Source organism: Chitinophaga pinensis (assembly GCF_007896845.1).
Taxonomy (GTDB): Bacteria; Bacteroidota; Bacteroidia; order Chitinophagales; family Chitinophagaceae; genus Chitinophaga; species Chitinophaga pinensis_C.
In genome coordinates this window covers 40,275-53,357 of record NZ_VOHS01000030.1, presented here as the reverse complement: position 1 = coordinate 53,357, position 13,083 = coordinate 40,275, and the positions used below count along the sequence as shown (strand labels likewise).

At 45.2% G+C, this 13,083-nt stretch carries 12 protein-coding genes; 7 read left to right on the top strand and 5 right to left on the bottom strand.

Features of this window, described 5'->3' with window-relative positions:
• Nucleotides 1–99 precede the first annotated feature (99 nt).
• From FEF09_RS22255 to FEF09_RS22240, 5 genes are all read left to right on the top strand, one after another.
• On the top strand, nt 100–2,913 hold the full coding sequence (locus tag FEF09_RS22255; protein WP_222597072.1) for a SusC/RagA family TonB-linked outer membrane protein: 2,814 nt from the start codon (nt 100–102) through the stop codon (nt 2,911–2,913).
• A complete protein-coding gene (locus tag FEF09_RS31735; protein WP_222597071.1) occupies nt 2,838–3,266 on the top strand; it encodes a hypothetical protein in 429 nt (142 codons plus the stop codon). The genes FEF09_RS22255 and FEF09_RS31735 overlap by 76 nt, the downstream gene beginning before the upstream one ends.
• Before the next feature lie 20 nt (nt 3,267–3,286).
• Nucleotides 3,287–5,176, top strand: coding sequence for a RagB/SusD family nutrient uptake outer membrane protein (locus FEF09_RS22250; RefSeq protein WP_186774461.1), 1,890 nt, complete (start codon nt 3,287–3,289; stop codon nt 5,174–5,176).
• Between the two features lie 19 nt (nt 5,177–5,195).
• Complete coding sequence (locus tag FEF09_RS22245; protein ID WP_146307148.1) at nt 5,196–5,873, top strand: DUF3823 domain-containing protein; 678 nt, start codon at nt 5,196–5,198, stop codon at nt 5,871–5,873.
• Nucleotides 5,874–6,014: 141 nt separating this feature from the next.
• A complete protein-coding gene (locus FEF09_RS22240; RefSeq protein WP_146307147.1) occupies nt 6,015–7,238 on the top strand; it encodes a hypothetical protein in 1,224 nt (407 codons plus the stop codon).
• On the opposite strand, the gene FEF09_RS22235 is transcribed toward FEF09_RS22240, so the two are convergent.
• On the bottom strand, nt 7,233–7,646 hold the full coding sequence (locus FEF09_RS22235) for a response regulator (protein ID WP_146307146.1): 414 nt from the start codon (nt 7,644–7,646) through the stop codon (nt 7,233–7,235). The genes FEF09_RS22240 and FEF09_RS22235 overlap by 6 nt on opposite strands.
• Before the next feature lie 21 nt (nt 7,647–7,667).
• On the bottom strand, nt 7,668–8,822 hold the full coding sequence (locus tag FEF09_RS22230) for a sensor histidine kinase (RefSeq protein ID WP_146307145.1): 1,155 nt from the start codon (nt 8,820–8,822) through the stop codon (nt 7,668–7,670).
• 308 nt (nt 8,823–9,130) lie between these two features.
• On the opposite strand from FEF09_RS22230, the gene FEF09_RS22225 reads away from it, so the two are divergent.
• On the top strand, nt 9,131–9,454 hold the full coding sequence (locus tag FEF09_RS22225; RefSeq protein WP_261387664.1) for a DUF3820 family protein: 324 nt from the start codon (nt 9,131–9,133) through the stop codon (nt 9,452–9,454).
• Nucleotides 9,455–9,467: 13 nt separating this feature from the next.
• Here FEF09_RS22225 and fabF read toward each other — a convergent pair whose 3' ends face one another.
• A complete protein-coding gene (fabF, locus tag FEF09_RS22220; RefSeq protein ID WP_146307144.1) occupies nt 9,468–10,721 on the bottom strand; it encodes a beta-ketoacyl-ACP synthase II in 1,254 nt (417 codons plus the stop codon).
• A gap of 120 nt (nt 10,722–10,841) precedes the next feature.
• Nucleotides 10,842–11,402 (bottom strand): TetR/AcrR family transcriptional regulator, encoded by a 561-nt coding sequence (locus FEF09_RS22215; protein ID WP_146307143.1) that lies wholly within the window; start codon nt 11,400–11,402, stop codon nt 10,842–10,844.
• A 104-nt stretch (nt 11,403–11,506) separates the two neighbouring features.
• Here FEF09_RS22215 and FEF09_RS22210 point away from each other — a divergent pair, with 104 nt between their 5' ends.
• The gene (locus FEF09_RS22210) at nt 11,507–11,995 is read left to right on the top strand and encodes a DinB family protein (protein ID WP_146307142.1); all 489 of its coding nucleotides are present in this window, start codon (nt 11,507–11,509) and stop codon (nt 11,993–11,995) included.
• A 70-nt stretch (nt 11,996–12,065) separates the two neighbouring features.
• On the opposite strand, the gene FEF09_RS22205 is transcribed toward FEF09_RS22210, so the two are convergent.
• A complete protein-coding gene (locus tag FEF09_RS22205; RefSeq protein ID WP_146307141.1) occupies nt 12,066–13,058 on the bottom strand; it encodes an L-histidine N(alpha)-methyltransferase in 993 nt (330 codons plus the stop codon).
• Nucleotides 13,059–13,083 lie beyond the last annotated feature (25 nt).

Genomic DNA, 13,083 nt, shown 5'->3' with positions numbered 1-13,083 from the left:
TTTCACCGTTAGCATGAAAAACGCCGGAGGTACTGACCGGCCAGGAACTGTAGTGTAATTAACAAACCTCGAAAAAAACACACAACTAAACCCAACGTTATGAAAACGCTCTACGTACTCGTAGTGCTGCTGCTATTTGCCTTCCTCCATGGCTTTTCGCAGCAGACAAACAACGTTACTTACTCAGGAACAGTAACAGATTCCACAGGCATCCCCATTCCGGGTGCGACCGTATCAGTGAGGAACAGTAACAAAGGAGTGGTCACGAAGAACGATGGTTCGTTTGTCATTCAAGCCACGCCCGGCGCTATTATTTCCGTCAGCATTGTCGGTTTCCAGACCAAAGAACTTGTTCTCGGGAAGGAAACAAAATTACAGATCACTGTCTCGTCACAGGCCAGTAATCTGACAGACATCGTAGTGGTAGGTTATGGTACACAACGAAAGGCCTCCGTTACAGGCGCCGTTAGTACGCTTAAATCGGACGATCTTGTACGTACGCCTGCTACTACTACCTCTGCCGCTCTCGTGGGGAAAATGCCGGGTATAACAGCCCGTGCTCCTGATTCCCGTCCGGGCAACGGGACTAATCTGCAGATCCGTAACCTCGGTACACCACTCTTTGTTATTGACGGGGTACCTTACACGGGTAACACGGCCACATCTGCCTTCGGATTAACTACCGGTTCAGGACAGGATATCTTTAATACGCTTGGTCTTGAAGATATTGAAAACATTACCATCCTGAAAGATGCTTCTGCTTCCATTTATGGTTTACGTGCCAGTAATGGTGTGGTGCTCGTAACTACCAAAAAAGGGACAAAAAATGAGCAGCCGCGTATTAACCTGTCCGGTTATTACGGCTTCCAGAATTTTACACGTTATCCTTATCCGGCGAATGCCGGACAGTACGTACGTGCACTGGTAGAGTCAGAGCAAAACCTTGGCCGTGATCCGTCATTGCTGTATTCGCCCGGTGAACTGGCGAAATGGGAAGCGGGTACAGAGAAAGGGTATAAAAGTTATGATTACTACAAGGAAGTGCTCCGCCCTAATGTGCCTCAGTACTACATTAGTGCGAATGCTTCCGGTGGTTCACAACGTACCAGCTATTATATGTCTGTCAGCAGACTAAGTCAGGACGCGCTCGTCAAAGATTTCACCTACGAACGTACCAACCTGCAGGCCAATCTGGAAGCCAGTCTGGCGAAAGGATTAAAGGTCGGTACGCAGATCAGTGGTCGTCTGGAAAAGCGCCACAACGTCGGTGTACCGGGTCTGGATGATTACTTCAATCCCTTCCTCAGTATCTTCAGTATGTGGCCGACAGAAAGTCCTTACGCTAATGACAACCCGAATTACATTCACCAGACGCATAACGTAAACGTTAACCCTGTTACCTACAGAGATGACGTTACCGGTTATCTGGATGAATGGTGGAGAGGAATGAACGTTAATCTGAATGCACAATACGATTTCGATTTCGGTCTGAGTTTAAAAGGTGTATACTCCTACAACTATCTCAATGAGGAGTTTGATGGGTTTGAATATACCTGGAATGCCTATAAATACGACGCGAATACAGACAGCTACTTTACCGAACCGGGCTTCGGTAACCAGAACCCATGGCGTGAGAGACATAAACGAAATGTGATCTCCCGCTATGCACAGTTCCAGATGAGCTATGCGCGTAAATTCAATAACCACAATATCTCTGCAATTGCGGCGTATGAGTTGTCTGACTATGAGAACTCATACTATGTAGTACATACCATTCCTACCAATAATTACGTACCTGTACAGTATCTGGTAGAGCAGGACTATCTCTCCGATGAATGGAATCTGGAAGCCAGAGCTGGTTATATAGGGAGGATCAACTATGATTATAAATCAAAGTACCTGTTAGAAGTATTGGGCCGTTATGATGGTTCTTATCTCTACGCTGCGGGCAAACGCTGGGGCTTCTTCCCGGGTATATCACTTGGCTGGAGAATCTCCGAGGAACCATGGCTGAAAGGAAAGTTTGGTGGTGTACTGAATGACCTGAAACTAAGGGCTTCCTATGGTGAAACAGGTAGCGAGATCGGCTTTTCAAATGGTAATGCCCCCAACGCCTTTGACTATCTCGCCGGTTACAACTTCAATCAGGGCGGTGCTGTCATGAACGGCAGTTATGTGATCGGTCTTCGTCCACGTGGTTTGCCGGTAACAGAATTGTCGTGGGTCAAGAATAAGAACTTCAATCTTGGTCTCGACTTTACATTGCTGAACAACAGTGTCAGCGGACAACTGGATGTGTTCGAGCGCCGGCGCTCGGGGTTACCTGCGGCGCGTTATGACGTATTGTTACCAAGTGAAGTAGGTTATTCTTTGCCAAATGCCAACCTCAACAAAGATGCTACCCGTGGTATTGAAGGTATGGTGACGTATACCGGTATTTCCGGTGATGTGCGCTATTCTATTGGTGTCAATGCTACTTATGCACGACTGAGAAGCGTCAGTACTTACAAACCACGTTTTGGTAATGCATGGGATAAGTATCGCAATTCCATTGAAGACCGCTGGTCGAATATCACATGGGGCTACCACGTGACAGGCCGTTTTGAATCGGAAGAGCAGATTAAAAACTATGGCATTGATAACGACGGACAGGGTAACCGTACCGAATTGCCCGGTGATTTATGTATGAAGATGTCAACGGTGACAAGATCATCAACGGGCAGGATCAGCGCCCTATCGGGTATGCGCAGGGTGCACAGCCTTATGTCAGCTTTGGCATCAACAGCAGTGTGTCGTGGAAAGGCATCTCCCTGCGCTTTGATTTTGCAGGTGCAGCCATGCAGTCTTTCCTGCGTGACTGGGAACTGCGTTATCCTTTCCAGAATAATGGTTCTTCTCCGGCTTATATGCTGACAGACCGCTGGCACAGAGAAGATCCTTACAATGCAGACAGCAAGTGGGTAAGTGGTAAATATCCTGCTATCAGAAAAGATAATACTACTCACGTGAACTATGCTGTAAACGATTTCTGGATCACCAACGTAAGGTATATCCGGTTGAAAAATCTGGAACTGGCTTATAACTTCTCCCGTGAGTTTGTCAGGAGGATCGGTATTTCCGGACTGCGTGTGTATGCCAATGGCACGAATCTGTTTTCTATCGACAATGTAAAAGAGTATGAGATAGATCCTGAGATTGGCTCTGCAAATGGTCTGGTATATCCGCAGCAACGGCTGTACAACTTTGGTTTTAACGTATCCTTTTAATGCATCTTAACCCGCTAATCATGAAACGACTTTATATATACTGCCTGATGGCAACGGGACTGTTCCTGCTGACCAGTTGTATGAAAGACTGGCTGGACAGAGAACCACGCACCATCCTCTCTGACGAGCAGGTATGGAATGATCCTAAACAGATCGTCGCATTGCTGGCGAATTTTTATGACAGGATACCTGCGGAGAGCGGGTTGACTGATGTCAATAATGAAGGCGCCGACGGACGGCTTTTTCAATGGCGTAATCTGGCAAATTATGATGAAGCGATGTGGAGTGGTCAATCCAATGAAGATGGCCGTAATAACATCACTTCCTATGGTTACGATAGCTGGTATCTCTGGAATTATACCTACATCAGGGATATTAATCTGGCACTTGAGAATATCGAAAAATACGGCGTAAAGCTGTCAGAAGCTTCAAAGAGACAGTATTCAGCTGAATTACGTTTCCTGCGTGCACTTAATTATTTTAATCTGGTGAAAAGACTGGGCGGTGTGCCATTGGTTACCAAACAGCTGATCTATGATTATTCCGGTAATGTAGAGAGTCTGCAACAGCCACGTGCGAAGGAGTCAGATGTATATGACTTCATTGCTTCAGAAGTAGACGCTATCAAAGATCTGATCGGTAATGATGGTAGTACTACCCGCGCCAACAAATACACTGCGCTTGCGCTAAAGAGCAGAGCGATGCTGTATGCAGGATCGCTTGCAAAGTATAATGGTCTCATGGCTGCACCTATTACGACTGCCGGTGGTGAAGTGGGCATTCCGGCGTCTATGGCGAATGGCTATTATCAGAAAGCGCTGGATGCATCCAAAGAAATCATCAACAGCGGTCCATACACCTTGTATAAAAATAATCCTGATCTGGGTGAAAACTTCTATGAAGCAGTGACCAAGAAGGCGAATAACAGGGAGGTGATCTTTGTGAAAGACTTTCTGCTACCTACCCGCAAGCACGTGTTCTCTTATGACAATATTGCCCGTGGTATCAGGGAAGACAATCTGGGTTCTTCATCTGTTGTGCCTTCTTTAAATCTGGTGGAAGCCTATGAATACAAAGACGGAACAAATGGCGCCCTTAAAACCCGTACTGCTGACAATACAGACTACATCTATTACAATAATGTTGCTGATATCTTCAGCAACAAAGATGCGCGGCTGTATGGTACGATTATTTATCCGGGTACTTCTTTTAAGAGTTTGCCGGTATCTATTCAGGCAGGTGTACTTGTATGGAACAGTGGTCGTAATGCGTATGATATGGTAGAGGGCAGTGATCTGGGGACTACTTATAGCGACGGTAAACTGCTGACCGGTACTTCCGGTCCGCATCGTTCTATTCAGGAGGTTTCCAATACGGGTTTCTATCTGCGTAAGTTTATTGACGCCAATGATAAGACCAGTACCCGTGGTGTGCAAAGTGATGTGTGGTGGGTATGGTTTCGTCTGGGTGAAATTTATCTGAATGCGGGAGAAGCCGCATTTGAACTGGGGCTGACAGGAGATGCGTTGCTTTATATCAATGCACTGCGTGAAAGAGCGGGCTTTGGTCCTAACAGTCTTACAACATTGACGATGGAGCGCATCCGCAATGAGCGCAGGGTAGAACTGGCTTTTGAAGATCACCGCTTGTGGGATCTTAAACGTTGGAGGACGGCGGATAAAGTATGGAACGGCAATTCATCCAATCCGGATGCGATGGTCTACGCATTATATCCTTATCGTGTGATTCGTCCGGGAGACGCTGCGAGAGATGGAAAGTATGTATTTGTGAAGATGGTAGCGCCCCGTTTCAGAGCGCCCCGCTTTTTCCGGTTGGGGAACTATTATACGGCCATTAATCAGTCGGTGCTGAACAACAATCCGAAGATTGTAAAAAATCCATTCCATTAACCTGTTAAAACGAACTGACATGATCAGATTAATATCATCATACGTCATTACACTGTTGCTGTTGGTAATGGTGAATGGCTGTAAGAAAGACAACTACGAAAAACCGTCCTCCATACTTTCCGGTAAAGTGGTGTATGATAAGGAAGCGGTGGGCCTCCGTTCGAATGGTGTGCAGCTGGAGCTGTGGCAACATGGCTTTGAGCTGTTTACAAAAATCCCTGTCTACGTGGCACAGGATGGCACCTTCTCCGCCTCTTTGTTCAATGGAACCTACAAACTGGTCCGCTTACCCGGTAACGGTCCGTGGGTGAATAATATCGATTCTATTGATGTTACTGTCAATGGTAATACAGTGATAGAGGTACCTGTACAGCCTTATTTTGTGATCAAAAATGCGTCCATCAGTAAGTCCGGTACAACGGTGACCGGTACATTTTCTATAGGAAAAATTGCCAACGGTGGTACACTTGAATCAGTAACGTTGTTTGTCGGTAAAACCAATATAGTTGACGCCGTAAACAATCTGGGATCTGCAGGCATCAACGGCAGTGATATTACTGATATCAATGCACCAGTTACTGTCAGTCTGACAATTCCGGGTAGTCTTTCGGGACAGTCATTTTTCTTTGCACGTGTAAGTATCAAGACAGCAGGCGTTGCGGAGCATATTTACTCACAACCCGTTAAAATTGAATAGATAGGAGTCATAATCAAAAACGATAAGCCCATCCGGAAGATGATCTCTTCCGGGTGGGCTTTATAATGATCTGTAAACCAATTGAACAAACCAAGTAGCATCTTTTATTTTAAAATATTAATTTTATTCAAAATGCCGCAGATGTACCTGGACTTATTGAAGCAAAATATCCTATCCCGATGGAAACAAGCCTTTATTGAATTTGACCTTTTACAGGAATTTAAGACTCAAATAGCCACTGAAAAATATATCCCAGGTTACAGATACGATCTCGATGATTATGGTACTCCCGCTTTTTTACAGCCAGATGAAAAGATATTTCCGGTAGGGAATGTACGTGAGTTGGGCGATTATCATTTCTATGGTCTTGCGGAAGACGGCATGCCTTGTTATACATCTTATGGGAAGCCGGCTAACAATGTATTCTGGGCAGGGTATTATTCGTATGGTAAAGAATGGGTGGAGTATATAGAATACAATCTTGAGACGCAGATACCATCCGGCATTAAACGCATCCGCTTCGATGAAAACGGACAAAAAATAGCTTATCAGTCGTTAATGGTGAATGGCAGAGGGATCGGCGAAGAGTATGCTGATATGACCGCAGAAGAGAAGATGAGCAGCATTGAGAGTTATGAGCACTCTTTGTTCTGTAATATCGAACAGTATGAGATCATCGACGGTCGTATTGTGAAAGCGGATTGTCTGGGAATTGTGCCGGGCGTGGGGGAGATCAGATACGAGAATTTGTACAGATACGGGGCTGATGGTATTCTTGATGAGATCAGGATGGTGTATGAAAACGGGGAGAATGAGCTGGCATATGTAAGGCCGGATACGAATCTGGATATACAGTCGCTGATGAACACGGTTGCGGAGAATATGGCGCTTGCAATTGTTGATACATTGGAGGAGCAGGAGGTAGAGACACCATTGTCATTGCTTGAATTGAGTTATCATTATGCAGATACTTATATACCGTCTTTATCACCGCGTTCAGTAGCTGTAACGAGAAGGATTTCCCGGCAGCATCCTGATGAGGATATCTTTGATCTGATCTTTTTAGCTACGGAGCTGGATCATGCTTATCTGGAAGTCAACCGGGAGAAATTTGAGCGTCCTTTTACACAGCTGATAAAAATCATCAGCAAGGAAGAGAAGTGGGAGATGGGAACGCTGATGTTGCGCAAGGTAGGGCATATACTGACCACTAGTAAATTATTCGGCCGTATACCCGTAGGAGATGAGTTTGCGGCTTATGCGGTAGACTGGGGTGTAGAAATGGAGGATTTTGAGGATGTATTGCGTGAATGTGGCGCAACGAATGCGACGATTGCTGTCTGGAAGGAACAGGGCTGGCTATAGCGGAAAATATTGTTTTAAGATTTCTTTCATCAGGGAAGGAGTAAGGGGTTTGTTTTTGAAACCGGCAACGCTGGGATTAAGACTGGCTCTGTGTTTATCTTCGGGGTTGAGTGAAGTGGTCAGCATTACCACAACGATCTTTCCTTTTTCTGCTGGCTGGAGCTTTTCATATTCGTCCAGAAATTCCCAGCCGTTGAGGCCTGGCATATTGATGTCCAGCAGTATCAGTTCTGGTTGTTGACAGGTTGTCCGTTCTACACAACCTTTCAGGTAATCGAGGGCGTCTGCGCCGTTCCACGACACATGTACATGATCGGTACAATCCAGACGTTTAATCACCATCTGATTAATAAAGTTAGTTGCTTCATCGTCTTCGATGAGCAAAATGGAGTTGAGTTTCCTGTTCATGCCGGGTTGTTGGTTGGTTGGTTATACCGAAATAATAAAATAGAATCTGCTGCCTTCACCGGGAATAGAGTCAACCCAGATCCTGCCATTATGCATCGCTACAATCTTCTTACAGTGGGCGAGACCAATGCCGGTCCCTTCATAAGCTGACTTACTATGCAGGCGTTGAAAGATTTCGAAGATCTTATCACTGAATCTTTGATCTATCCCGATGCCGTTGTCCTGAAATTCGAAGATCCAGCCGTCATCGGTCAGGCAGGCTGAAACGTTCACATACAGTTGCTGATCCTTTTTTCTGAATTTGATCGCATTACTGATGAGGTTCTGAAACAGGAGTTTCAGTTCCATCGGGTAAGCACTCAGTACAGGTAGCTGTTTTACGTTAATGATTGCGTTACTGTCTTTGATTGCTGATTGCAGGTCAGCAAGTACTGTTTCCATGATCACATTACAATCTACCTGAGGATCCAGTTCTGCTTTCCCCAGGCGGGAATAATCGAGCAGTCCTTTGATCAGCTGGCTCATGCGATTGACGGACTGTAAGATAAAGTGCAGGTAGGTATCTGCTGTTTCGTCCAGTTTGCCCTGATATTGTTCTGTAATCATTTCTGCCAGGCTGCTGATAGAACGCAAAGGTTCCTGCAGGTCATGCGAGGCAATATAAGTGAATTGTTCAAGTTCGCTGTTCTTTATTTCAAGTTTTTCAGTGTAGAGGCGGCTGTTTTCTTCTGCCATTCTCCTCTCTGTGAGATCGTGGGTTATTTTAAGAAAGCCGGTTACCTGTCCGTCCCGGTTATGCATGGCGGTGATGGTGACATTACTCCAGAAGAGTCCTCCATCTTTTCTTACGCGCCATCCTTCATGTTGTACCCGTCCATCTTTTACGGCTGCATGCAGCAGTTGTTCAGGTACCAGACTGGCTCTGTCCCGTGCGGTATAAAATAAGCGAAAGTTTTTTCCGATGATTTCGCTGCTTGTGTATCCTTTGATCTTTTCGGCGCCTTTATTCCAGTTGAGGATGTTACCGTCGATATCCAGTAACAATATGGCATAGTCTTTCACTTCCTCTACCATGTTCTGGTAGTTGTCCCTGGTTTGTTTTAATTCCAACCTGGCTGCGCGTAATTGTCGTTCCGTATCCTGAAGCCGTTTACGTAGTGCGCTTCTCCTGTTCATGTTCATGCTCTCCTTACTTCATAAAAAAGGTTACAGCCACAGAGGGCTGTAACCGGATGTTCTGAAATAACCACTCTTCTGGGGGGATGTTTAATCAAAAGTTTACAACACTGCAAAACGAAAAGAAAGACGAATGATTTTATATAAGTATAGATGAAGTATACTGATAGATACAGCTGATGACAAGCTGTCAAAAACACATTTAATATTGTCCCGTTAAAAAAAATGTCCCCTCCAAAAATGCTGCTATATCAGACAGATATAGAAATATTATAATTGATGTTGGTACATACGTATAGCTTAGCAGTATGGATTTGAAAATGGAAAAAATAAATGAACTTTTTTCGGCACACGGTGTTTTGCGCCTATCTTTGGGACCGGAAAAGATTTTAAATCAATCAATCATGGAATTCGCACAACCTGACCGGGAAATTTTTCAGCAGCTGGTAACAATGAAAATGCCGTTTGGTAAATACAAGGATGTATTGCTGTGCGACCTGCCTGTTTCGTATCTGGAATGGTTTCAGAGGAAGGGGTTTCCTGATGGTAAACTGGGGATGTTACTGGCGACGGTCTATGAGATAAAGTTGAACGGCCTTACGGGGCTGCTCACTCCCCTTAAAGGGAAATAGTGGTGATCAATGATCAGTTTATTTCTTTGAATACCACAATACCATTGTGACCTCCGAAACCGAATGTATTGCTCATTGCCACACGTACTTTCTTCTGTATGGCATCTTTCAGCACAATCTGTAATCCGGCCGGGATTGCAGGGTCCAGTTGTGTAGTATTGATAGTGGGCGGAATAATTCCATTTTTTATACTGAGGATGGAAGCAATTGCTTCAATGGCGCCCGCAGCTCCAAGGAGGTGTCCTGTCATGGATTTTGTTGCACTGATAGATAAATGCGCAGGAGCGTCTCCAAAGAGGCTTCTGATGGCTGCCAGTTCGCTCAGGTCACCTACAGGCGTAGAAGTAGCATGTGCATTCATATAATCAACATCTGAGGGTTGCAGGTCTGCATCTTTCAGGGCCAGTTTCATACCCTGTAAAGCGCCCTTTCCTTCAGGATGTGTTGCTGTCATATGATAGGCATCTGCTGTCATAGCAGCACCTACTAATTCAGCGTAGATATGTGCGCCCCGGGCTACTGCGTGTTCATATTCTTCCACAACCAGAGCCGCAGCGCCTTCACCCATTACAAAACCGTCTCTGTCTGTATCAAACGGTCTGGAACCTGTTGCCGGATCATCATTACGGGTAGACATTGCTTTCATCGCGCAGAAGCCGCCTACGGAAGCCTCGGTAATTGGCGCTTCAGAACCACCTGTAATGATCACTTTTGCCTTACCAAGACGGATATAGTTGAGGGCATCCATGATCGCTGTGTTAGATGTGGCACAGGCTGATACGGTGGTATAGTTGATACCCATCAATCCGAAGCGGATGGAGATCATGCCTGACGCCATATTGGCGATCAGTTTAGGTACGAAATAAGGGTTGAAACGTGGTACATAATTGCCCACTGTATATTCCTTTACCTGTTCTTCGAAGGTAAGCATACCTCCCTGTCCGGAACCCCAGATCACGCCACTATCAAACGGATCCATTTTTGAGAAATCAAGTCCGGAATCAGTTACTGCCTGTTGGGCTGCAACCAATGCATATTGTGTGAAGGGATCTGTCTTACGTATATCATTCCGGTCCAGCACACTGGTCGGATCGTAGTCCTTGAGTTCACAGGCAAACTGCGTTCTGAATGGATCCGGATTGAACTTTGTAATGCGCGCAGCTCCGCTCTTACCTGCTATCAGGTTGTTCCAGAAATCAGCCACGTTGTTGCCAATCGGAGTAAGTGCGCCAAGGCCGGTGATGACTGCTCTTTTAAGTGTTTGCATGTATGTTGTTTAATTAAGATTAAAAATTATCAATGAAGCATTTTGCGTGGATTAAGAGATCGGAATTGGCAGCGAATTATTATAGAAGACTTACAATTCTTAATTCTCAGCTGATAATGCTTAATTTTTTTTCAGGAGGTCTTTGTATAACTGAGCGCTTATTTTACCATATGTTTTTGGTCCCATCACCCTGCTCATCAGCAGCGAGGCAAGGAGATTACTAAGCACCAGCAAAGCCCTGTCATAAGCATCGCCATCGAACGCAAAGAATCCTTTTTTGCGACCGTTTTCGAGGCATTGAGAGGTCCAGTCTGCAAAGGCTGTTGACATTTCCGTGACCTTTTCCTGTAAAGGTTCGGGGAAGGTCTTGTAGTCAGGAGACAGGGTACCCATCAGGCAAACCAATCCCTCTTTATGTTTTCTGTTGAATGTCTCAAACAGCTGTTTCAGCTGTTTATCTTCCGGCATGCCCGACCATTTGGCCGTGTGCTCCTTAAAGCGCTCGGTTTCAAAGTCTACCACCGCTATGCCCAGATCGGTTTTGGTGGGAAAATGATAGTGAATGGCGGCATTTTTTATCTCCAGAGGATCAGATATATCTTTATAACTAAAGGCATTGTATCCTTTGGTTCTGATCAGCTGATCTGCCAGTGCGACAATTTTCTCTTTGGTATCCTGCATAGAGTACAAAATTACTTACTTGTAAGTAAGTAAGCAAATATTTTCAACTGGCACTCTTTTGGTGCGTATGTGTACATTTATTATCACGTAAAATTGTCTTTGATATGACTACAACCCGCAATCATGATAAAGAGATTGTAAAGACACTGGAGCAGTTTCTTACGGGCGGACATGCACATGCGACCTTTGAGGATGCTGTAAAGGGGCTGCCGGCTGCACTCAGAGGAGAAGTACCTGCAGGTATGCCTTATAGTATCTGGCAGCTGGTAGAACATATCCGCATTACACAGTGGGATATATTGGAGTTTTCGCGTGATGCGAAGCATACTTCTCCCAACTGGCCGGATGATTACTGGCCAAAGGAAAAAGCGCCTAAAGACGATGCTGCATGGAAGCATAGTCTGGCGCAGATTAAAAGCGATCTGAAAGAATTTGTGGCCTTGTTAAATGACCCTGATGTGGATCTGTATAAACCATTTGCGCATGGAGATGGACAGCATTTGTTGCGGGAGGCGATGTTAATCGTAGATCATACAGGTTATCATACCGGCGAAATCATTGTGCTCAGAAGACTGCTGGGCGCGTGGAAGTAGGAGATTGGTTAAAATAAGAAAGCGGCTGTCCGCCTGAGTGAGGCGAGACAGCCGCTTATTTTTTTCTGCATTATACGCAAAGCCACATATTATCTGCAAACCATTTACGGTTATCGAAGAAGTTAGCGACCGTCTCAAAGCCTGACTGTACTGCCAGTTGCTCTGTTGTTTCGAGGTCATACTTTTGCGAGATTTCCATGTAAATGTATTCGTGCAGACCAAAGTGAAATGTTTGTCCGCCGATAGTTACATCCTGTGCTTCGAGGCTTACCAGATAACTTTTACAGGCGCCTGTACCGGGATCGTAAGTCGGATAATGGTCAAACTTTGTGATATCAAAATTACCTCCCAGTTCGCGGTTAATACGCTTCAGCAGGTTGAGGTTAAAATCCTTCGTAATGCCTGCACTATCATTATAAGCGTCCAGTATGATCTGAGGATGTTTTTTCAGATCAAATCCGATCATTACCAGATCTCCCGGTTGCAGATAGTTTCTTAACTGACGGGCAAATTTTCTTGCTTCTGCCGGTGTGAAATTACCGATGTTACCGCCCATACAGAGTATTACCTTGTTTTTATCAGACAGTACGTTTGCTTCCTGCAGCATGTCAAAGTATTCACCGTGCAGGCCATGCACTTTCAGTGCCGGTAGCTGGGCTGGTAATGATTGTTCCAGCTGGCTGATCACGTTGCCGGATATATCGACAGGGTAGTAGGTAAAGTCTTTTCCTGTGTTCAGTAATTCCCTGAGCAGGTGTATGGATTTTGTGGCATCTCCTGCTCCCAGTTCTACTACGTCAAAGCGATGTGTATAGGAGAGGATCGTCTGGCTGATGGCAGCAGATTGCTCCTGCAATATTTCCATTTCGCAGTTGGTCGGATAGTATTCATGACAACGCATGATCTCCTGGAAAAGGCGGTCGCCCTCGGCATCATAAAAATATTTGGAGTCCAGGTACTTGTTTTTTGCACTGAGTCCGCGGATCACATCCTGTAAAAAGATCTCCTGCTGGTCCTGTTTAACAGGAACTAATACCGTATGCATTACAGAGGTGGTGGCCATAATGTTATGATTAGAGTAATGAGAT

Bases quoted from the DNA above. Each gene is read 5' to 3' on its own strand.
- FEF09_RS22255 (WP_222597072.1), top strand. From the start codon at position 100: ATGAAAACGCTCTACGTACTCGTAGTGCTGCTGCTATTTGCCTTCCTC.
- FEF09_RS31735 (WP_222597071.1), top strand. From the start codon at position 2,838: ATGCAGTCTTTCCTGCGTGACTGGGAACTGCGTTATCCTTTCCAGAAT.
- FEF09_RS22250 (WP_186774461.1), top strand. From the start codon at position 3,287: ATGAAACGACTTTATATATACTGCCTGATGGCAACGGGACTGTTCCTG.
- FEF09_RS22245 (WP_146307148.1), top strand. From the start codon at position 5,196: ATGATCAGATTAATATCATCATACGTCATTACACTGTTGCTGTTGGTA.
- FEF09_RS22240 (WP_146307147.1), top strand. From the start codon at position 6,015: ATGTACCTGGACTTATTGAAGCAAAATATCCTATCCCGATGGAAACAA.
- FEF09_RS22235 (WP_146307146.1), bottom strand. From the start codon at position 7,646: ATGAACAGGAAACTCAACTCCATTTTGCTCATCGAAGACGATGAAGCA.
- FEF09_RS22230 (WP_146307145.1), bottom strand. From the start codon at position 8,822: ATGAACAGGAGAAGCGCACTACGTAAACGGCTTCAGGATACGGAACGA.
- FEF09_RS22225 (WP_261387664.1), top strand. From the start codon at position 9,131: ATGGATTTGAAAATGGAAAAAATAAATGAACTTTTTTCGGCACACGGT.
- fabF (WP_146307144.1), bottom strand. From the start codon at position 10,721: ATGCAAACACTTAAAAGAGCAGTCATCACCGGCCTTGGCGCACTTACT.
- FEF09_RS22215 (WP_146307143.1), bottom strand. From the start codon at position 11,402: ATGCAGGATACCAAAGAGAAAATTGTCGCACTGGCAGATCAGCTGATC.
- FEF09_RS22210 (WP_146307142.1), top strand. From the start codon at position 11,507: ATGACTACAACCCGCAATCATGATAAAGAGATTGTAAAGACACTGGAG.
- FEF09_RS22205 (WP_146307141.1), bottom strand. From the start codon at position 13,058: ATGGCCACCACCTCTGTAATGCATACGGTATTAGTTCCTGTTAAACAG.